Origin of the sequence: Flavobacterium sp. 9AF, assembly GCF_902506265.1 — a bacterium.
GTDB lineage: Bacteria > Bacteroidota > Bacteroidia > Flavobacteriales > Flavobacteriaceae > Flavobacterium.
Genome location: NZ_LR733556.1, coordinates 971662 through 993446, shown reverse-complemented (window position 1 = coordinate 993446; position 21785 = coordinate 971662). Strand labels below are relative to the sequence as shown.

The 21785-nt window shown below is 29.3% G+C and carries 23 protein-coding genes and 1 pseudogene; 8 read left to right on the top strand and 16 right to left on the bottom strand.

All coding sequences use genetic code 11. The annotated features are described in order from the left end of the window. Positions 1–62: 62 nt before the first annotated feature. Positions 63–413, bottom strand: coding sequence for a helix-turn-helix transcriptional regulator (locus HALO113_RS04740; protein WP_159777932.1), 351 nt, complete (start codon positions 411–413; stop codon positions 63–65). Positions 414–536: 123 nt separating this feature from the next. On the opposite strand from HALO113_RS04740, the gene HALO113_RS04735 reads away from it, so the two are divergent. Further along, positions 537–911 (top strand): hypothetical protein, encoded by a 375-nt coding sequence (locus HALO113_RS04735; protein WP_159777931.1) that lies wholly within the window; start codon positions 537–539, stop codon positions 909–911. A 66-nt stretch (positions 912–977) separates the two neighbouring features. Here the strand turns inward: HALO113_RS04735 and HALO113_RS04730 are convergent, their stop codons facing one another. From HALO113_RS04730 to HALO113_RS04695, 8 genes and pseudogenes are all read right to left on the bottom strand, one after another. Continuing rightward, the gene (locus tag HALO113_RS04730; protein ID WP_159777930.1) at positions 978–2843 is read right to left on the bottom strand and encodes an ABC-F family ATP-binding cassette domain-containing protein; all 1866 of its coding nucleotides are present in this window, start codon (positions 2841–2843) and stop codon (positions 978–980) included. Between the two features lie 174 nt (positions 2844–3017). After that, positions 3018–4868, bottom strand: coding sequence for a CocE/NonD family hydrolase (locus HALO113_RS04725; protein ID WP_159777929.1), 1851 nt, complete (start codon positions 4866–4868; stop codon positions 3018–3020). A 183-nt stretch (positions 4869–5051) separates the two neighbouring features. Next, positions 5052–5822, bottom strand: coding sequence for a hypothetical protein (locus HALO113_RS04720; RefSeq protein ID WP_159777928.1), 771 nt, complete (start codon positions 5820–5822; stop codon positions 5052–5054). A 94-nt stretch (positions 5823–5916) separates the two neighbouring features. Further along, entirely contained in the window at positions 5917–6690 is a 774-nt protein-coding gene (locus HALO113_RS04715) for a hypothetical protein (protein WP_159777927.1), read from the bottom strand. An 11-nt stretch (positions 6691–6701) separates the two neighbouring features. Beyond that, positions 6702–7472, bottom strand: coding sequence for an alpha/beta hydrolase (locus HALO113_RS04710; protein ID WP_159777926.1), 771 nt, complete (start codon positions 7470–7472; stop codon positions 6702–6704). A 53-nt stretch (positions 7473–7525) separates the two neighbouring features. Beyond that, complete coding sequence (locus HALO113_RS04705; RefSeq protein ID WP_159777925.1) at positions 7526–8062, bottom strand: hypothetical protein; 537 nt, start codon at positions 8060–8062, stop codon at positions 7526–7528. A gap of 121 nt (positions 8063–8183) precedes the next feature. Continuing rightward, positions 8184–8831 (bottom strand): response regulator, encoded by a 648-nt coding sequence (locus HALO113_RS04700; protein ID WP_159777924.1) that lies wholly within the window; start codon positions 8829–8831, stop codon positions 8184–8186. Continuing rightward, positions 8824–10341 (bottom strand): annotated as a pseudogene (locus HALO113_RS04695) (tetratricopeptide repeat protein); the annotation flags it as partial. The pseudogene HALO113_RS04695 and the gene HALO113_RS04700, both read right to left, overlap by 8 nt. A gap of 7 nt (positions 10342–10348) precedes the next feature. On the opposite strand from HALO113_RS04695, the gene HALO113_RS04690 reads away from it, so the two are divergent. Then, positions 10349–10519: a hypothetical protein gene (locus tag HALO113_RS04690; protein ID WP_370519375.1), complete on the top strand. Its 171-nt coding sequence runs from the start codon at positions 10349–10351 to the stop codon at positions 10517–10519. Between the two features lie 64 nt (positions 10520–10583). Here HALO113_RS04690 and lipA read toward each other — a convergent pair whose 3' ends face one another. The 7 genes from lipA to HALO113_RS04655 all read right to left on the bottom strand — a co-directional run bounded on the left by lipA (position 10584) and on the right by HALO113_RS04655 (position 16995). Further along, positions 10584–11459: a lipoyl synthase gene (lipA, locus tag HALO113_RS04685; RefSeq protein WP_159777922.1), complete on the bottom strand. Its 876-nt coding sequence runs from the start codon at positions 11457–11459 to the stop codon at positions 10584–10586. A gap of 130 nt (positions 11460–11589) precedes the next feature. Next, positions 11590–12834, bottom strand: coding sequence for an MFS transporter (locus tag HALO113_RS04680; RefSeq protein WP_159777921.1), 1245 nt, complete (start codon positions 12832–12834; stop codon positions 11590–11592). 37 nt (positions 12835–12871) lie between these two features. After that, on the bottom strand, positions 12872–13453 hold the full coding sequence (locus HALO113_RS04675) for an RNA polymerase sigma factor (RefSeq protein ID WP_159777920.1): 582 nt from the start codon (positions 13451–13453) through the stop codon (positions 12872–12874). Then, positions 13444–14553: a glycosyltransferase gene (locus HALO113_RS04670; protein ID WP_159777919.1), complete on the bottom strand. Its 1110-nt coding sequence runs from the start codon at positions 14551–14553 to the stop codon at positions 13444–13446. The genes HALO113_RS04675 and HALO113_RS04670 overlap by 10 nt, the downstream gene beginning before the upstream one ends. Before the next feature lie 15 nt (positions 14554–14568). After that, the gene (locus tag HALO113_RS04665; RefSeq protein ID WP_159777918.1) at positions 14569–14772 is read right to left on the bottom strand and encodes a membrane or secreted protein; all 204 of its coding nucleotides are present in this window, start codon (positions 14770–14772) and stop codon (positions 14569–14571) included. An 86-nt stretch (positions 14773–14858) separates the two neighbouring features. Continuing rightward, positions 14859–15866 (bottom strand): UDP-N-acetylmuramate dehydrogenase, encoded by a 1008-nt coding sequence (gene murB, locus HALO113_RS04660; protein ID WP_159777917.1) that lies wholly within the window; start codon positions 15864–15866, stop codon positions 14859–14861. A 49-nt stretch (positions 15867–15915) separates the two neighbouring features. Next, the gene (locus HALO113_RS04655; protein WP_159777916.1) at positions 15916–16995 is read right to left on the bottom strand and encodes a DNA replication/repair protein RecF; all 1080 of its coding nucleotides are present in this window, start codon (positions 16993–16995) and stop codon (positions 15916–15918) included. A 258-nt stretch (positions 16996–17253) separates the two neighbouring features. On the opposite strand from HALO113_RS04655, the gene HALO113_RS04650 reads away from it, so the two are divergent. The 6 genes from HALO113_RS04650 to HALO113_RS04625 all read left to right on the top strand — a co-directional run bounded on the left by HALO113_RS04650 (position 17254) and on the right by HALO113_RS04625 (position 21780). Then, positions 17254–18039 carry a hypothetical protein gene (locus HALO113_RS04650; RefSeq protein WP_159777915.1) on the top strand — a complete coding sequence of 262 codons (786 nt, stop codon included), beginning with the start codon at positions 17254–17256 and terminating at the stop codon, positions 18037–18039. 4 nt (positions 18040–18043) lie between these two features. Next, entirely contained in the window at positions 18044–18532 is a 489-nt protein-coding gene (ribH, locus tag HALO113_RS04645) for a 6,7-dimethyl-8-ribityllumazine synthase (RefSeq protein WP_159777914.1), read from the top strand. Positions 18533–18621: 89 nt separating this feature from the next. Next, complete coding sequence (locus tag HALO113_RS04640) at positions 18622–18846, top strand: hypothetical protein (RefSeq protein ID WP_159777913.1); 225 nt, start codon at positions 18622–18624, stop codon at positions 18844–18846. Between the two features lie 16 nt (positions 18847–18862). After that, complete coding sequence (locus HALO113_RS04635) at positions 18863–19150, top strand: riboflavin synthase subunit beta (protein ID WP_159777912.1); 288 nt, start codon at positions 18863–18865, stop codon at positions 19148–19150. Then, positions 19151–21028 carry a DNA mismatch repair endonuclease MutL gene (gene mutL / locus HALO113_RS04630; protein WP_159777911.1) on the top strand — a complete coding sequence of 626 codons (1878 nt, stop codon included), beginning with the start codon at positions 19151–19153 and terminating at the stop codon, positions 21026–21028. Next, positions 21025–21780: a rhomboid family intramembrane serine protease gene (locus HALO113_RS04625; RefSeq protein WP_159777910.1), complete on the top strand. Its 756-nt coding sequence runs from the start codon at positions 21025–21027 to the stop codon at positions 21778–21780. The genes mutL and HALO113_RS04625 overlap by 4 nt, the downstream gene beginning before the upstream one ends. Positions 21781–21785 lie beyond the last annotated feature (5 nt).

The following is a 21785-nucleotide window of genomic DNA, read 5'->3' as shown; positions in this document are numbered from 1 at the left end:
CAAAATACAAATTACATCAAAAATACTTGAATATAAAAGGATATGAATAATTAAAAAAGGATTTATAAATTAGCTTGTTTTGATTGTAAAGCTTTTATTTCTTTTTTTAATTCGGCATTTTCTTTCTTTAAATCAATTATTCTTTCTTTTTGTAACTCAATCACATAATCTAAATGATTAATGTCTACGTGGGGAATCTCTTTTGAAACACCTCGGAATAACCAATTTGCATCTAAATCTTTAAATTCATTCAATATTTTGAACATTTTATCTGTACCAAAAACTTTTCCATTCTTTACATTGCTAATTTGACTACCCGATAACCCTAATAATTTTGCTGTATCATTTATACCTAAACCTTTGGTTTTTAGGTATTTGTAAAATCTTATTCCTAATTCGTTAAAATTATCCATTAAAAATGTTTGTTAAAATTTGCATAGCATTCAAAATAATTTACATTTGTACAAAAAAATGAATAAATATTCCTTGTTATGCAAATTTAGGAATTAATTAGTTAATTTAATAAAACAAAAATTATGTCAGATTTTTTAAGCCAATTTGGTGAAGAGTTGAAGAAAAATGTTGCGGGTTACATTGCTGTAGCTATAACAGAAGTTAAAAGTGGAATTTCTTATTATTCTGACTCTATAATGCCAGATTTTGATCCTGAATTAGCATCTGCTTACAATCTTGAAGTTGTTAAAGCTAAAATTAAAGCTATTGAAGCACTGAAATTGAATCAATCTATCGATAATATACTGATTACTCTAAGTGGTCAAATTCATATAATAGATGTTTCTGATGACAATCAATATTTTATTTATTTAGCTGTTGATTCTACAAAATCAAATTTAGGAATGACAAAGGCATTGTTAAATAAATATAAGAATTTAATTTCGGGAAAAATTTAAAATTGAAAGGTTTGATATCCAACTATTTTTGTTTTTTTTAAAATAGTTGGATTGTCAAATTGTAATTTATCCTTCTGATTTTGCGGTTAATTCAAACCATCTTTCTTCTTTTTGTTCTAAGGATTGAATTATTTTTTGTAGTTCGTTTGCCTTGGTTTCAATTTTATCATCTGCAACTTTTCCATCAGCAAATTCTTGTTCAATTTTGGATTTTTCGTATTCCAAATCTTTAATTTCACGTTCAATTTTATTGAGTTCTTTTTGTTCGTTAAAAGACAAACCTGAAGTACTTGCGTTTTTTTCTTTCCAATTGACTTTTTCGGTACTTACTGCATTCAGTTCTTTGGGTTCAGCCGAATCTTCATACGCTCTAAAATCGGAATAATTACCCGGAAAATCTTCTACTTTTCCTTCGCCTCTAAAAACAAATAGGTGATCTACAATTTTATCCATAAAATAACGATCATGACTTACTACTAAAAGGCAACCAGGATAATCTAAAAGAAAACTTTCTAGTACATTTAAAGTTACAATATCTAAGTCATTGGTAGGCTCATCGAGAATTAAAAAATTTGGATTTTGAATCAAAACCGTACACAAGTATAACCTTTTTAATTCACCACCACTCAATTTTTCCACAAAATCGTATTGTTTTTTGGCATCAAAAAGGAAACGTTCTAACAGTTGAGATGCCGAAATGATTTTTCCTTTGGTTAACGGAATGTATTCTCCATATTCTTTAATAATGTCGATCACTTTTTGCCCTGGTTTAGGATTAATACCACTTTGAGTATAATAACCTAACTTGATGGTGTCTCCAATAATAACTTTACCTGAATCTGGAGGTGCAGTTTGCGTTAGAATATTTAGAAAGGTAGATTTTCCAGTTCCGTTTTTTCCAATAATTCCAATGCGTTCTCCACGTTGGAAAGAATATGAAAAATCATCGAGTATGGTTTTTTCAGGAAATTTTTTAGTCACTTTTACCATTTCAATGATTTTGCTCCCCATTCGCTCCATATTAATTTCCAGTTCTACTACATTTTCTTTTCTGCGACTTTCTGCAACAGCTTTGATTTTATAAAAATCATCCTGACGCGATTTGGATTTAGTTGTTCTTGCTTTGGGTTGGCGACGCATCCAAGCTAATTCTTTTACGAATAAGTTTTGTGCTTTGTCAATAGTTGCATTTTCAGAGGCAATACGTTCTTCTTTCTTTTCTAGGTAATAAGAATAGTTTCCTTTGTATTGATATATTTTATTATTCTCTAATTCAATGATTTCATTACACACACGCTCTAAGAAAAAGCGATCGTGCGTGACCATAAACAAAGTAATATTTTCTTTCGCAAAATAATCTTCTAACCATTCAATCATTTCTAAATCCAAATGGTTGGTTGGTTCATCTAAAATTAATAAATCCGGTCGATTAATAAGAATAATGGCTAATGATAAACGTTTTTTTTGACCACCCGAAAGATTTTTAACTTTCAGTTTTAAATCGTCTAGTTTTAATTTGGATAAAATTTGTTTGTATTGGGTTTCAAAATCCCAAGCATTGTAGCGATCCATATCGTCAAAAGCCCTTTGATATAATTCTTCGTCTTCTGGGTTTTCCAATGCTTTTTCGTACGCTTCAATGATTTTTAAAGTATCATTATCCGATGCGAAAATGCTTTCCTCTATGGTTAACTCGTCTTGTAAATTATTATTTTGAGATAAAAACGCTACATTGATTCCTTTTCGAAGTATTACCTGACCCGAATCGGGTTCGTCTAAACCGTTAATCATATTCATGATGGTAGTTTTTCCAGAACCATTTTTAGCAATAAAAGCAATTTTTTGATCTTTATTAATCCCAAAGGAAACGTTATCAAACAAAACACGTTCACCGTAGGCTTTAGATATATTTTCGACTGAAAGGTAATTCATAAATGTAAGGTGTCAATTTTCAAGAAGGCAATTTGCCATTTGTTTTGCAAAAGTAATTTTTTTGTTGAAGCTAAAAAGTTTTAAATCTAAAAGTTTTGAATTTTTAGACATGTTATAAGTTGTTATTTATATGAATGAAAAAAGCTGTCTTTAGACAGCCTTTTTTTATTTAAATTATTTTAAAACATCTACTTCAATATGACTATCGCTATATACCTTTATGAAGGCTTTAGAATAATCGTCTTTTGTAGCTAAGTATGGATTTTCTAAGAATTTTTGTGGGTTTACCATCATTAAAGGATACCAAGTGCTTTGGATTTGAATTTGTATTTTATGCCCTTTTTTAAAGGTGTGTAATACATCTTGTAATCTAAAATTAATTTCCGTGTTTGTATTAGGTTGCAATGCTTCTGGTTTTTCAAAGCTATTTCTAAATCGAGCGGGCATAATCTCGCTACGCACCATTTGATGGTAGTTTGCATAAAGCACGTCTGGTTTGTCTTTGTTTTCAGGTTCGTCTAAAGGATAAATATCAATTAATTTTACGATAAAATCGGCATCTGTTGCATCTGTTGCAATTTTAAGTTTTGCCATGATTTCACCAGCTAAAGTAATATCTTCTTCTAAATATTCGGTTGTAAAGGTTACCACATCAGGGCGACTTGTTGCAAATCGTTGGTCTTCACTCATATAATTTCTTGGGGTAAAACCATTATAATCTGCGTAATTATTACTACTTGGAACGGGTTTGTTGGGGTCACTAAAGTATTCGCTAAAATGAGTTTTTTCTTCCTTTTTATTTTGTAATTTACCATTAGAATGCAAATAAAAATTAATTTTGCTAGCTTGTTTAGGAGGCCAAGTTGTAAATTCTTGCCATTGCTTTTTACCCGTATTATACATGTAAGCTTCAGGTAAATTAACAGCTGTTTTATTATTGCCTTTTAAATAATGGTTGAAGAATTTATATTCAATATTTTTTTGATAAAAGGTAGCAATACTATCACCAAAATAGATGTCATTAAGGTAGTGTTTTCCGTTTTCACGAGCCCAAGCACCATGAGAAAAAGGTCCCATAACAAGTGTGTTTTTAGCATTCGGACTTGTTTTTTCTATGGTTTTGTAAATGTTTAAAGGCCCTGCTAAATCTTCTGCATCAAACCAACCACCTACAACCATTACGGCGTGATTGATTCCTTTTAAATGCGGTAATAAATTTCTTTTTTGCCAAAAAGAATCATAATTCGGATGCGAAACAATTTCCTGCATGAAAAAATTGTCTGCATAATATTTATCGGTTGCTTCTTTAACAGTTCCTAATTCATTGTAGAAAACAGAACCGTCTTTTGAAGTGGGCTTAATATATTGATCCATATACCAAGCTTTATCTTCTGCTTTTGTTTTTTGTACACCAAAAACAGGAAAAGTTCTGAAATAACCTGTTAAAAATGCACCGTTGTGATGAAAATCATCAAAAAAGAAATCCGAAATAGGTGCTTGAGGAGAAGAAGCTACTAAAGCAGGATGATTAGCTAATGTTCCTACAGCAGTGTAAAAACCAGGGTAAGAGGTGCCATATTGTCCCACTTTTCCGTTATTATTATTAATGTTTTTAATTAGCCAATCTATAGTGTCGTAGGTATCGGTGCTTTCGTCAACATTTGTTTTTGAAGTGTGTTCCACTTGCGGAGTCATATTGGTAAAAGTCCCTTCACTCATATATCTTCCTCTTACATCTTGATAAACAAATATGTATTTATCTTTTAAAAGAAAGGTGTTTGGGCCTAAAGATTTTTTAAAATTTCCTTCTCCATAAGGTGCCACACTGTAGCAGGTACGTTGCATTAGGAAAGGATATTTATTGCTTTTAGAAATGTCTTTTGGAGTGTAAATTGCGGTAAATAATTTTACGCCATCACGCATAGGAATATACACTTCCATTTTATTATATAATGCAGAAAGATCTTCTTGACAAAAAGAAATCGAACTAAAAATGAGAAGAATAAAGGTGAAAAAAGGTTTCATTTTGGAAATTTTTATTAATTCTTCGAAGATATATAGTTTTTTTTAAATATTATTTTATTAGGATGTTCATTTTTCATGAGAAATTTATAAAGTTGTTAAAAATAATAAGTCGCAACAGTGAATATTGCGACTTATCGAACTAAAATTCAAATTATAAGAATGAAAAAATTGTTGTGAGAATTTTTATTTATTTACCCACTCATATTCGCAAACATATTTTAATTGATTGTTTAATTGGTTGTATATATTTATTTTTTTATAATTACCATCTTCATTAAATTCATAATCATAAAGGTAATGATCATAAATTTCTCCATTATTGGCATTTTTTCTAATAGCAATCGATGGATTATTTGCATTTAATTTAGGGTTGATTAGATTTATCAATGGCATTGTAGAACGTTTAAAATTTCTTGAATCAAATTGTTGGAAATCATATTGAAAATCAATTGTATTAGGGTTAGCATAATCATATTTTATCTGTTGTACATTATTGTTTAAAATAGTATAATAAGTAGTTACAATTAACTCATCTAGTACAGTTTTTCCAGTTAATTTGACAAGACTTGGATTTGAATAATCCCACATATAGATAGCGTATAGTTCTCCATTATTTCTATAATCTTCTTCTTTAATAACATAACCTTCTGAATTATAATAATATTTAGTTTTCGAAATTTCATTTGGATTATTAGTTTCTTTTTCAAGTTCAATTAATTGATTATTTGAATTATAAGCGTAATTAAAGGTGGAAACAAGTTCAGAATTCAGGAAATATTGATAATTACTGATTAAATTGTTTGAATTATATTCATATTTCCAAGTTTTAGTTATATTTTCTTCTAAATTTTTTGTGGTCTCACTAATTAGTAAATCTTTTTTTAATGATGAATCGTCTGATTCACAAGAAATAAGTGTTAAAAGGAATGCTGTAAATAAGATTGTTTTTTTCATGTTCTTTAATTTATTAATTTTAATTATGAAAACTGTAGATAGGATTAACAGACAATATATTATTATTTAAGAATTCATAAATGTTATTAAAAGTTTAATTATTTTTCCATTCATATTCACAAACATATTTCAACTGGTCATTTAATTGATTGTAAACATTAACAGTTTTATAATTGTTTTTTTCATCAAATTGGTAATCATATTTGTAATTTTCATAGATGTCTCCATTTAAAGCATTTTTTCTAATAGCAATTAAAGGATTGTTTGTGTTCAACTTTTCATTAGATAAGTGATTTAATAGAGGCATTTTAGATTTTCTAAAAGTTTTGGAATCAAAAGATTGAAAATCATATTGAGAATCATTTATGCTTGGATCTGCATAATCATATTTTATATTCTGAATATTATTGTTTAAAATAGTATAATATGTTGTGAGAATTAATTGATTTTGTGTGTTTTTTTGTGTCAGTTTGACTAAATTTAAATTAGAATAATCCCAATCATAAATTGCTGATAACTCTCCATTATTTCTATAATCTTCTTCTTTAATAACATAACCATCTGAATTATAATAATATTTGGTTTTAGAAACTTCATTAGGCTCTGTCATGTCTCTCTCAAGTTCTATTAATTGATTGTTTGAATTATATCTGTATATGTAATTATACATCAATTGAGAATTTTTGAAATATTGATGTCCACTTATTAAATTATTTGAGTTGTATTCGTATTTCCAATTTTCTATTGTATTTAGATCCAGGTTTTTAATTGTTTCTTGTATTAGTAAATCTTTTTTTAATGATGAATCGTCTGATTCACACGAAATAAGTGTTAAAAGGAATGCTGTAAATAAGATTAAATTTTTCATGTTTTGTTTATTTAATTGTTTATAAATTTTTTTGTTTTTTTGATGAACCAATTTTCATTATCAATAAAAAAAAAGGTTTTAGAATGATGAGTAGTTATTTGTGAGATATTTTTAGAATTTATATATCGTTCTAACGTGTGTATTTCTGCTTTTTTCTCGAATGTTCTTCCTACATTAAAATTGAGCCATGGAATCTCATTGTTTTTTAAATATGGATATAAATCTGTTGTTAATTGATTGATTAATACATTTATAATTGTTTTTCGGTCTGAAGCCAATTGCCAAGACAATATTTTTTCAGCTAGCATTTTATCATTCGTATAAATCGTATGAATTATTTTCCTTTGAAAGGCAATAAAATCTTTTAGTGGTGCATAACAATAAATTTCTTTTAATTGCTGAATTATCTCTGGAATTTTATTTGGCTTATATTTTTGCTCGTGAACTAGACGTTGGTTCGGAAAGAAATCGGTAGTGATTATTTTTCTAATATTTATTTTTTTATTGGCAGCTAACTGACAAGCAATAAAACCACCAAAATTATGTCCGAAAAGAATAAGGTTGCTCCAGTTTTGTTGCTTTACATAACTTTCAATTTCTTCTACATATTGTTTTGTATAGTAATCGTTGATGGCTGGAGTATTGGCAAATCCTGCAAAATCTATCAAGACACAATTGTATTGTTCTTTATAATGATTTGCCACGTTCATCCACATTTCAGAAGAGCATCCTATATCAGGCAAAAATAAGATAGTACTTTTATCAGGATTTGCGCTATTCATTTGTATCAGATTTTAAGAATTCGTTTTAGAACTTTATAGAGAGAAGTAATAGATTAAAATCTATATAATCCTCCCAATCGAAGCCCTACCCAAGTGCCACCACCATTTGAGAATGAAAAATTGATATTCAATCCCGAATCAATCCCGAAATTATCATTGAAAAAGTAACGATATCCAGGTTCTAAGGTTAAATAGACGCCACTAGCAGTTATTTTCTCGGTGGAATACTCTACCTCAAATCCGTTATAGTTTCCCGTTTCTACTTCATAAGAGCTGTGTGAGTAAGTAAGTCCAGCACCACCAAAAAAGTTGTTAAATAGATACCTTCCGAAAGCACCCACTTCAAAATTACTTGTTCCTGTTTCAAATTGAGAACCTAATTTTATACCAGCGAGAATTTCATCTGAAAATTGATGTGCTCCTGTAGAATAAATTCCAAAACTAGACCCATTTGATAAATTGACTTGTGAGCCTAATCCAATTTCATAGGCTTGCGATTTTTTTGCAGATTTTTTTGCAGATTTTTTTTGTGCTTGAATAGCCTGTGTACTAAAGATTAATAGGCTTACAATTAGCATTGCTTTTTTCATTGTTATTATATTATTTGTTTAACAATACAAAGCAACGCATACTTTAGAAAAAAAAATTCATGGTTACTGACCAAAAATAAAAATAGTGGTTTTCAGGGATGCCGTCTTTTTTAGTCAGAAATTAATTTAGAATTCCATATTGGTAGGCTTTAGCTATTATTCCAGGTGAATTCTTTGCGCCTAATTTTAATAATAAATTCTGCCTATAGGTTTCAATTGTATTAACACTTAAGAATAATTTGTCTGCTATTTCTTGGGTTGTAAATTCTTTAGCGATTAATTCTAAAACTTGTTTTTCCCTTTTGCTTAAAATTGGAATTATCGAGCTATTACTTGTTTTTTTATTTCCAGTTGCAGAATCTAATAAAATGTTTTTTATACTATTACAGTAATACTTTTCTCCTTTTTGAACGGCATCTAAAGCAGAAAAAAAATCTTTCTCTTCACTGTTTTTTAAGAGATAAGCATCGGGCGCATTTTTTAAGACATTCTTTACTATAGCATTTTCAGTATGCATACTCAAGACAATTACTTTAACGGATGGTTTACTCTTCTTAACTTTTGCTAATAAATCAATTCCATTAATTTGTGGCATACTTATATCAGTAATTACAATATCTACCTCGTTATTTTCAATGTGGTTTAATGCTTCAATTGATTGGTCAAATAAAATAATATCTTTGCTAAACTCATATCTTTTTAAAATGGCTTCCAAGCCATTTAAAAAGATTGTATGGTCATCTACTAAAACTATTTTTACTTTATTCATTATAATAAAAAATATTGAATGTAATGGTGGTGCCTTTGTTTGGTTCAGAATCTAAATCCAAATCAATGTTAAATTCTTTGCATCGTTCTTTAATACTTTTAATGCCTAATCCATATTGCGTGTTTTTTGTATCAAAACCAATACCATCATCTTCTATAATAATATTTACATAATTGTCAAAGCAACTGATTAAAATATTAATATTTTTGCATTTAGAATGTTTAATAGCATTATTAATAGATTCCTGAACAACTCTGTAGAGCATTAATTTTTGTTGATTACTTAATTTTTCTAATTTTTGTTCATCTGTGAAATAAATTTCAAAATGAAGGCTACTATTTAGTTTGTAATTTTCTACTAATTGTTCCAAAAGGCTTTGCAAACTTTGCTCTGTAATATCTGGAGGCATAATATTATGGCTAATAAAACGAACCTCATTACAAATACTATCAATATAAGTTAGCAATTTGTTTTTTTCTTCTGAGGTATCTTTCATTGCATCCATTACAGAAAATCTAACTGCTGCAAGAGAGCTACCAATATTATCATGTAACTCTTGGGCAATTCTTTTACGTTCTATAAATTGTCCTTTAAGATTTGACTCTGCATCATTTAAATGTAATTTTGATTTAAAAATTTTTCTCTCTTGTTTATATAATAAATAAAAAAAGATAATGCTTAATAAAATGAAACTTAAAATGGAGAGGATAATAATGTTTTTTCTTTTTAAAGATGCATTAATGGCTTTTTTTTCTTTTTCTAGTAATTTTAATTTACTATCGTTTCTTTCGATTTCAAAGTTGGATTCAATCTTTTTTATGGCTGCTAAATTGCTCATTTCGTTTGCCGAATCTTTAGCTTTAGCAAAATTTTCCATATGAAATTGAGCTTTTTTGTAATTACCAGTAAACTCATACGCTTTGGATAAGTTATATGAAAGTTCATATAAGCTGACAATGTCTTTTTGATCATTAACTTTTTTTAAAGCTTTTTCATAATATGGGATTGCTTTAGAATAATTATCGATAGACATATACGCATTTCCAATATATTTTGTTATTCGTATATCGTCGCTTTTAGATTTATGTGATTTATTAATTTCTAAAGCTTGATTATAATAGAATAGAGCTTTATCAATGTTTTTTAAATTACTATATACATTACCTAAACTTTTTAAAACATAGATTTTATTTTCTTTTTCGTTACCTTCTTTCTCACAAATTATAAGTGCTTTTTCTAGATATTCAATAGCTTTATCATATTCTTTTAAAAAATCATAACATTTTCCAATGTTTGTATATTCATGCAAGATTGAATATGGTTTTGAAGATAATTTTGAAAATTCTAAAGCTTTTTTAAAGTAAGGGATAGCTTCTCTATATTTATTTTGAGAGGCTTGAATATTTCCTAAATTAACTTGAATTTTAGCTAAATTGTAATAATCTTTTTTCTTTTCAAAGTGTTTTTTAGCAATTAAAAAACTTTTCAACGCTTCATTATGGTTTCCAAANAAAGATTTGCCAATTATGAAACAAATAATAAAAGAAGTTATCCAAGTTTACAATCAAAAAAGACCTCACTACTCTAATCATATGTTAACTCCAAATCAAATGCATCAACAATCTAATCTAAAAATGAGAACTTATAAAAGAAAAAACACTTGCAAGAACGTTCTTGCAAGTGTTTAATTTAATTATTTTTGTCTAATAAATCTGTATCGATTTTTTAGGACTAGTCATAAGGCTTAAAATATTAATGAATGTGTTTTTCAGCATGGTAAGAAGAACGAACAAGCGCTCCACTTTCGACATGTCTAAAACCTAATTCTTTACCTATCTTTTCGTATTTTTCAAATTGTTCTGGTTTGATAAACTCTTTTACAGGTAAATGTTTTTTACTGGGTTGTAAATATTGTCCAATGGTTACAATGTCAACGTTTGCCTCTTTTAAATCATGTAAAGTTTGAATGACCTCTTCTTCGGTTTCTCCTAAACCTAACATGATTCCCGATTTGGTTCTTTTGATACCTTGTTGTTTCAAATAACGAAGTACTTCCAAACTTCTTTCGTATTTCGCTTGAATGCGCACTTCACGAGTCAATCGTTTTACAGTTTCCATATTATGAGAAACTACTTCTGGAGCAACTGCTACTATTCGGTCTAAATTTCTTTCGTTTCCTTGAAAATCAGGAATTAAAGTTTCTAAAGTAGTATTTGGATTCATTCTGCGAATAGCTTTCACAGTTTCCGCCCAAATAATGGAACCCATATCTTTAAGGTCATCTCTATCTACACTAGTGATAACCGCATGTTTAATTTTCATTAATTTGATAGATCGTGCTACTTTTTCAGGCTCATCCCAATCCACTGTTTCAGGTCTTCCCGTTTTTACGCCACAAAAACCACAAGAACGCGTGCATACATTTCCTAAAATCATGAATGTAGCGGTACCTTCTCCCCAACATTCACCCATGTTAGGACAGCTACCTGACGTACAAATTGTGTTTAATTTATATTTATCTACTAAACCTCTTAATTCTGTATATTTTTTTCCAGTAGGTAATTTTACACGTAACCATTTTGGTTTGGGTTCCTTTGGTGGAAAAACATTATTTAATACCGATTCCATTCTAATCAATTTGAACTACAAAGATAAAAAGAAGTTAGAAGTTAGAAGTTAGAAATTAGAAAAATTACAAACTTTATGAAATTGTTAGGATTTGTTATTGTTTTTAAACATAACGACAAAGTAACAATGATTATTCCACAAAATCCAAATCGGTATTGTGGGTTTCTGGAATGGTTAGAGTAGCATAAATGGCTAAAACAAAAACTACAAAGCCCACAATTGCTGCTCCCCAAATAACACCGTTAGAGACCTTTAAATAATTAAAACTGATGAGCATAACGGGAAGTAAACCTCTAACCATATTCGGAATTGTTGTGGCTGCTGTACTTCTTATATTGGTGCCAAATTGTTCTGCTCCAACTGTAACGAACATGGCCCAATACCCCGTTCCTAAACCAAGCCAAGCACAGTAAAAATAATACATGTTTTCTGTTTTGGTTCCTCCAAAAAGCATGAGACAAACCCCAATAATGGTGAAAATCATCATATAAAAAATGGCTTTTTTTCTAGAATGTAACCAATGTGAGATAAAACCGCTAGCAAAATCACCAATAGAAATACCAATATACGTCCACATAATAGCTCTTCCAGGATTGATGTTTTCGATTCCAAAAGCAGGAGCAAATTGATTTCCCATTACGGCTAAAATTCCTACACAAAACCATGTTGGAAGTCCGATAGCGATACACTTTAAATATTTTACAAAACGATTAGTATTGGTCACAAATAATAAAATATTGCCTTTTTGAATGCTGTCTGATTTTTTGATGTCTTTATATATGCCAGATTCGACTACTCCAACACGTAGAAATAGAAGAAGTAAACCTAAACAGCCACCTACAAAATAGGCAATGGTCCAATCGCCAGCAAGTTCTACAGTTAATTGAGCTACAACCGCTCCTAATAGTCCAAACCCCGCTACAATAGAGGTGCCAATAGCTCTTAATTCTTTCGGTAAAGATTCTGAAACCAAAGTAATTCCAGCACCTAGTTCTCCTGCTAAGCCTATCCCTGCTATAAAGCGCAATAGAGCATATATTGATACTAAGTTGTCTTTAGGGAAAAAAGGTAAAAAACCGCAGGCAATATTCGCTAATGAATACACTAAAATGGAACCGAAAAGTACTGATAATCTGCCTTTTTTATCTCCAAAAATCCCCCAAATAATACCTCCAATTAATAAGCCAACCATTTGGTAATTTAAAATCGTTGAACCTGCTACATTGGCATCTAAGCCTAATGCTTCTAAGCTAGGGACTCTTACAATTCCAAACAGTAATAAATCATAAATGTCTACAAAATAGCCTAAAGCAGCTACAATTACTGGAAGTGAAAATAAATGTTTTAGCTTCTGAGAAGTGGTAAAATCTTGCATAACATTCTATGTTGGTTGGTTGCCAAATATAGAAAAGTTATTTTGTTTTTTTCTTCTCTTTTTTGGTAATAATTTCGGCTAATAATTTTTTAGCACGTAGTAGTTTTATTTTGATATTATTGAGTGGTTCCTCCAAAGTTTCTGCCATATCTTGATAACTCATTTCTTGAAAATAACGCAATTGGATGACTTCTTGATAAGCAGGTTTTAATTTTTTGATGTAACTCAATAATTGAGAAAGATTTTGTTCAGTAATAATTTCGTCTTCAATGGAAGGAGTGTCATCAACTACATTAAAAGCACGATCGTCGTCCTCATCTGAAATTTCTATAAATAAGGATGATTTTTTCTTTCTAAGCATGTCAATGTGAACATTCTTAGCAATCGTAATTAACCAAGTATTAAATCCGAATTCGGGATTATATGTGGTTATTTTATCAAAAGCTTTTGCAAAGGTTTCAATAGTAATATCGTCTGTATCTGTTTCGTTTTCTGTTCTTTTTAACATGAAACCATACACTTCATTCCAAAAGAAGTCTAACAAGAAGGTAAAAGCTACCTGATCCCCATTTTTCGCAAGTTCAATGTTTTTTTGAATAATTTCCGAATTTATTTCCAATGTACTGGTTTTGAAATAAGATTAGTAAAAAATACATTTAGTTGTGTGAAGATAAGTATTATTTCGATAATTGGGTACCAAAGTAAAGTGTCTTTTTCATTTAACTTGCTGGCAGCATAACCTAAACTAATCCAGGTAAATACATATCGGATGAGAACAAGACTCAGAACAAGTAACCATTCTTGTTGAAAAGCAAAAAGAATAATTGAAAGTATAATGAATAAAAATTGTGTGATATAAAATAGACCTAATTGGAAACGATCAAAAGTAGAATATAATTTTGCTGTAGAAACATGTCTCCTTTTTTGGTTGAACCAATTTTTAAATGTTTTTTTTGGCTCTGAATAAGTAAAGCTTTCTGGAGTATAACAGATGGCAGTGTTTTCCTTCGTACTAACTTGATTTATAAATAAATCATCATCACCAGAACGCACTTTCATGTGGTTTACAAATCCGCCTACTTTAAAAAATAAATCTTTTTGGTAGGCTAAGTTTCTTCCTACACCCATGTATGGTTTACCTGAATTTGCCCAACCAAAATATTGTGTTGCAGTCAAAAGTGTTTCAAAACGTATGATTTTATTTAAAAAAGAATTTTTAACTTTTTCATAAGCTCCATAACCTAAAACAATATGTTTCTTTTCTGAAAACTGCGAGGTCATTTGATTAATCCATTCTTTAGAATTAGGATAACAATCTGCATCAGTAAATAATAAATGATTGTATTTAGCAGTTTTTATACCTAAAGTTAAAGCATATTTTTTATTTGCCCAAAATGTTTCATTATTTTCTACTTTTACCAGTCTTACATTACTGTATGTCTTTTGATATTCTTCGAATAATTCTAAAGTGTCATCTGTAGAAGCATCATCTATGAGTATTAATTCATATTCAGGATGATTTTGTGCTATCAAAATAGGAAAATATTTTTTTATATTTTCTGCTTCATTTTTAGCACAAATTATAACTGAAACAGCTACTTTTTTTGAAGAAAACGTTTTTTGTTTAGCGAATGAAAAGCGTCCAAAAATGAATATGTAATAAATAAATTGGATGCCTACAATAGTAGCTAAAGCTATCAGTAGGATTGTAAAAATCATAGGAAGAAGATAAAATTAGGAATGTGAACTTTCTTTACAGTCTTTCATTTCTTCTGGAGTTTTACCGCAAAAACTACAATTTTCACCATCAGGATTTAAAAAAGGACTTTGACTTGCACAAGTTCCAGCAAATTTACCGTCTTTCTTTGCCCAAATTTTTATTGTGATTCCTATAACAGCTAAGGCAAGAAGACCAATTGTAAGTAAAATTAATTTCATCTTTTTTTAAAAAAAATTACAAGGCAAAGATACAAAAAACAATTTTCAAAATAGAATTTCATCTTTAGAATTTATACAAAGATGGGTTATATAATATTTACTTCAGCTTCAATGGGAATGCCAAACTTTTCCAAAACGGTTTCTTGAATCATTTTTGCAACAGCTAAAATTTCTGCACCTGTAGCATGACCATAATTTACTAAAACAAGAGCTTGATTTTTGTGTATTCCAGCATCCCCAAAACGTTTTCCTTTAAAACCAGCTTGCTCAATTAACCAACCTGCAGGAACTTTGACTTCATTTTCTGAAACGGGATAATGCGGGATTTCTGGATAATTTGTTTTTGCTTTTTCGTATATAGTTTTAGAAACTATTGGGTTTTTGAAAAAACTACCACTATTACCTAGTTCTTTTGGATCGGGGAGCTTGCTTTTTCGAATTGTTATTACAGCATTACTAATGTCTTTTAATGTTGGTGAAGTGATTTTTTTATTTGTTAATTCTGTTTCAATTGCACCATAAGAGGTATTTAAACGGTGATTTTTTTTAGTTAATTTAAAAGTAACAGATGTAATAATAAATTGGTTTTTCAATTCATTTTTAAAAACACTTTCCCTGTAACCAAATGCGCAACTTTCTTTATCAAATGTGACTAACTTTTGTGAAGCGATTTCCATGGCTTCGCAACAAAAAAAGGTGTCTTTAATTTCTACACCATAAGCACCAATATTTTGTATGGGTGTAGTGCCAACGTTTCCAGGTATTAATGAAAGATTTTCTATTCCACCGTAGTTTTTTTCAATACAATATAATACAAAATTGTGCCAATTTTCTCCTGCATGAGCCTTTACCCAAACATAATCTTCATTGGTGTCGATAATTTCTATACCTTTTAAATCTATATGAATAACAAGTTTGTCAACATTTTGTGTAAGAAGCATATTGCTACCTCCACCTAATATAAAAATATCTTGATGATTTTGTAAAATTGCTGCAAGTTCTTCTTTAGAATGTATGGCTATAAATTGTTTTGCTTTAGCATCGATTCCAAAAGTATTATAAGATTTCAGAGAAAAATTGGTTTCAAAATTCATAATATATGTAAGGTTTGAATACGTAAAAATAGCAATTAATTGGTACAATTTATAAATTGAATAAAGTATAGGATTGATGTGTACTTTTTATAATACTTTCTGTTCTTTCTGTATGAGTATCTGAGATAAAAATTTGACCAAAAACAGCGTCATTAACCATTGATATGATTTTTTCTACTCTGGTTTCGTCTAATTTGTCAAAAATATCATCAAATAAAAGTATGGGTAATTCACCACTTTCTTTTTTAATAAATTCGAATTGAGCCAATTTTAAGGCAATTAAAAATGATTTTTGTTGCCCTTGGGATCCAAATTTTTTTATAGGATAACCTTCGATTTCAAAAGAGAGGTCGTCCTTGTGAATACCATTACTCGTATATTGAAGTGCTCTATCTTTGGATAAATTTTGATGAAACAACTCAATCATTGAAGAATTCATTAGTTGGCTTTGGTAAACGAGTTGTACTTTTTCATTTTGATTGGTAATATGAGTATGGTATTTTTGAAAAATAGGGGTAAACTCATTTAAAAAATGTTGTCTCTTGTCAAAAATAATTTTTCCTAAAGGAGCTAATTGTTCATCATAGATAGCGAGGTTGTCTTTGTCAAAAGTTTGATTTAAAGCAAAATATTTTAATAAAGCGTTTCGTTGTGTAATTAATTTTTGGTACTGTATTAGTTGATTTAGATAATGATGATCTAAAGTTGAAATAACGGTATCAATAAACTTTCTTCTGATTTCGCTTCCTTCTATAATTAAATCAGAATCAGAGGGAGAAATTATTACTAAAGGAATAAAGCCAATATGCTCAGAAAGTCTCTCATAAATCTTATTATTTCTTTTTATAATTTTTTTTTGACCTCTTTTAATGCTACATGAAATTTTTTCTTCTTTGCTATTTTTAATAAAAACACCATCTAATAGAAAAAAATCCTCTTCATGTTTTATGTTTTGTGTGCTCAAAGGATTAAAATAGCTCTTTCCATAAGCTAAATGGTAAATTGCATCTAGAATATTAGTCTTACCTACACCATTTTTGCCTACAAAGCAATTAATCTTACTTGTAAAATCGAAAGATTTTGAAGCAATATTTTTATAATTTAATAAGGTAAGATGATTTAAAAACACAAGTGGAAATCTTTAAAATAGAAGGTGCAAAAATAATAGTTAATTGATGATAATTATCTTTTTTTATGAAAATATATGAAAGAAAAAGAAGGTTATATAATTGGAAGCAGTAAAAATCAAAAGGTCTAATGACAAAATAGGAAATGAAAATTTACAAAATATAGCACTATATTTTCTCATTGTTAATTATTTTAAAATATTTTTTGTGTGTGTTTAAAGAAAAATTATATTTTTGCACCTCTATTAAATGTATTATAAATGGCAACATATAACAAAAGAGGTTATAAAACACCAAAACCAAAAGAAGTTTTAGATAACGAAAATGAATTTGAGGAAGTTTTAGAATCTGGAGAAGAAAGTACAACAGAAGAAGTATTTAATGCTTTAGATGAAACGGCTTCTAGAACAGAAGAGTGGGTGGCTAAAAACCAAAAAATAATTTTAGGAATTGTTGGTGTAATTGCATTAGCTGCAGTTGGATACATATTGTTTAATAAATTTGTATCAGAACCAAAACAAGAGCAAGCATTAAATGATATATATCAAGCACAAGTATATTTTAATGAGGCTTTAACTAATACTCAAAATCCTGATTCTTTATTTAATTTAGCTTTAAAAGGAGGAGAAGGAAAACTAGGATTGGTTAATTTAGCAGATCAATATTCTGGTTCAAAAGCAGGTAATTTAGCTAATTACTATGCAGGTATGGCTTATTTGCATACAAAGGACTTTAAAAATGCTGAGAAATATCTTTTAGCTTATAAAGCAGAAGATATAATGACAAAAGCATTAGCTTTAGGTGCTTTAGGAGATGCATATTCAGAATTGAATAAACTTGATGCTGCAATTGATTCATATAAAAAAGCTGCTGAGGTAGATGAAAATGATTTTACAGCACCTAAATTCTTGATGAAAGCAGGACAATTGGCTTATTTAAATAATAAAAAAGCGGAAGCACATGCTATATTTTCTACTATAAAAGAAAAATATGAAACTTCAAGAGAAGCTGTTAATATTGATGCTTTAATTGCAATGACAGAGTAAGCTTATGGCTACAGAAAATAAAAACTTATCACAATATGATAAAAATACAATCCCAAATGCGAAGGACTTTCGATTTGGGATTGTTGTTTCAGAATGGAATGATACTATTACAAACGGGCTTTTTGAAGGAGCTAAAACTGCATTAATAGATTGTGGAGCTTTACCAGAGAATATTATTCGTTGGGATGTTCCAGGTAGTTTTGAATTAATTTTTGGCTCAAAAAAGATGATTCAAACTCAAGATGTAGATTGTGTAATTGCAATTGGCTGCGTAATAAAAGGTGAAACTATGCATTTTGAATTTGTATGTGAAGGTGTCACTCAAGGTATAAAAGATTTAAATGTACAATTTAATGTGCCTACCATTTTTTGTTTATTAACAGATAACAACATGCAGCAATCTATTGATAGAAGTGGAGGGAAACACGGAAATAAAGGTACAGAAGCTGCTATTGCTGCTATAAAAATGGTTGACTTGAATAAAAGAGTATAGTATCTTAACCATAATTAACAAAATTTGGCATTTTGAATTTCAAATTAAATTTATTTTTAAGTATTTTTGATGTATAAATTTGCTCAGTTTTGTTTCATAAATCAAATAAAAGAACTTTTAATTACAAACCTAGATTTTCAAGTGAAAATCAATTAGGTAATGCTACTTCATCAGGAAAAGATTTTGTTTCTCAGTGGAAAAATGCAAATAGTCAAAACAGGAAAACAAAAACTCCATTGCCAATAAGTGTCTTATTGCTTTTATTGGTACTATTATTGATAGGAATATATGTGTTAGATTCCTACATTAATTAATTTAAAACATAAGAAAATGGGACTTTTAGGTAAGAAAAAGAACAAAAAATTTAGTTATCAGCCTAGATATTATGACAATAAAGGAGAAGGTAACCCTTTTGAGTTTAAGCATAAATTTGATGATTATAGAGTAACAATACAATCTGATAGAGGTATCAAAGCTAAGTTTGTAAGAGCTTTTAATGATTTTAAAAATAATCAAAATAGAGAAGCAAATAGAAGAATTTTAATTATAATCAGTGTTTTAATACTGGTTTTTTTGCTCATAATAGATTTCGATTTATCGATTTTCAAAAGAAAATAAATGTCTAGTATAATTCAGCTATTACCCGATCACGTTGCCAATCAGATAGCTGCTGGTGAAGTGGTACAAAGACCCGCATCAGTAGTAAAAGAGTTGTTAGAAAATGCTATTGATGCCAAAGCAACCGATATCAAACTTATTGTTAAAGACGCAGGTAAAACTCTAATTCAAGTTATCGATAATGGTATTGGAATGAGTGTAACCGATGCTCGATTATGTTTTGAGCGTCATGCAACTTCAAAGATCCGTCATGCTGAAGATTTGTTTGATTTACATACCAAAGGTTTTCGTGGAGAAGCATTAGCTTCAATAGCTGCAATTGCTCATGTAGAGCTAAAAACGAAACAAGATCAAGAAGAATTAGGACATCATATAGTAATTGAAGGAAGTAAGTTTGTAACGCAAGAAGTTGCGGTATTACCAAAAGGTACTTCGTTTTTAGTAAAGAACTTGTTTTTTAATATACCAGCTAGACGTAACTTTCTAAAGTCTGAAACGGTTGAGATGAAACATATTATGGACGAATTTCAACGAGTAGCGCTAGCTCATCCTTCCATATATTTTACTTTAATACATAATGGCTCTGAAAATTATAATTTGCCTCATTCTAATTACAGACAACGTATTGTGAATATCTTAGGTGGGAAAACCAATGAAAAATTAGTTCCAGTTTCAGAAGATACAGAAATTGTTTCCATAAGTGGTTTTATTGGTAAACCTGAATATGCTAAAAAGAGCAGAAGTGAGCAATTTTTTTTTGTTAATGATCGATTCATAAAAAGTGGTTATTTGCATCACGCAATTATGAGTGCTTATGAAGGGCTTTTGAAAGAAGGAAATCAACCCAGTTATTTTTTATACTTAAAGGTTCCTCCGCACACTATCGATATTAATATTCATCCTACTAAAACCGAAATAAAATTTGATGATGAACAAGCTTTATATGCTATTTTAAGATCTTCTGTAAAGCATAGTCTTGGACAATTTAATGTAGCGCCTGTTTTAGATTTTGAAAGAGATCCTAATTTAGATACTCCTTATGATTATAAAGACAAAAGCTCTCATTTGCCATTGATTCAAGTTGATGCTAACTTTAATCCATTTGCGGATGAAAGTCCAGCTAAAAATGCTTCAAGTTTGAGCTACACGGGTTCTTATAATTCTAAAGGGAATTATTTTAAAAAAGAAACAGTCAATTCTTGGGAAAGTTTATATGTAGATTTAAGAAATGATACTAAAGAAATTGAAAGTATTGCTATAGAAAGTGAGGAAGTGACAGGTTCATTTTTTGAAAATAAAGATGTTGAGGTAACTCCTTCTAGAACCTATCAAATTCATAAAAAATATATTGTGAGTTCGATTAAGTCGGGAATGCTCGTAATTGACCAAAATAAAGCGCATCAACGCATTTTATATGAACAGTTTCTTACCAATATAACGGTTAAAAAAGCATCCAGCCAGCAATTGTTATTTCCTTTAGAATTATATTTCAATAATGAAGAGCTGATTTTTATAAAAGAATTAGTACCTTCATTAGAAAATACAGGTTTTATATTTGATAGTATTACTAAAGACAGTATTCAAATTGCAGGAATTCCTGCCTGTATTCAAGAAAGTGAAGTAAGTATTTTGTTAGAAGAATTATTAAATGGCTTACAAAGTAATATACCTGAGAGTACTTTTTCATTAAATGATGGTATTGCAAAAACGATGGCTAAAAGTGTTGCTGTTAAAACAGGAACCTATTTGACAGAAATGGAGCAAGAAAATTTAGTTAATGGATTATTTGCTTGTAAAGATCCAAATGTATCTCCATTCAATAAACCTACTTTTATTACAATAAGTGTTGAAGACTTAGATAAAAAATTTGCATTATGATGAAAATGACCGATATGGTTAAGCATTTGCTAATCATTAATATTATATTCTTTTTAGGATGTTATTTAGTTCCAACAGCTTTCGATGTATTAGCTTTGCATTACTTTGAAAGTGATAAGTTTCGTTTTTGGCAACCTATAACTCATATATTTGTACACGCTGATATAGGACATATCTTTTTTAATATGATTGTTCTCGTGCTCTTTGGTTCAGTAATTGAATATTTTTTAGGTGATAAAAAATTCGTGCTTTTTTACTTCTTATGTGGATTAGGAGCATATGTACTCCAAATGCTTATCAACTATTTTGAATTTCATCATAGTTTGAATATTTTAATTGATAATGGATTTGATAAAAAAGAAATTTACCAAACTTTAAATGAAATGAAATATAATACTATATGGAACGAATATTTGTCTCAAAGTAATTTTAATGGTTTGGTTTCAACTTTTTTAAGAAGTTCAGTGGGAGCATCAGGTGCTATATCTGGGTTAATGGTAGCTTTTGTTGTTTTGAATCCTAATAGAGAAATGATATTGTTTCCATTCCCAATTCCAATAAAAGCAAAATACTTAATTGGAAGTTACTTCTTAATAGATTTATTCTTGGGATTACAAGGAAGTTCTTTGTTCGGAAGTGGAAAAGTTACTTTAATTGGACATTTTGCTCATCTTGGAGGAGCTATAACTGGTCTTGTAATGATGTGGTACTGGAAAAAAAATCAATTTAATAAAAACCGCTGGGATAGATAATATTT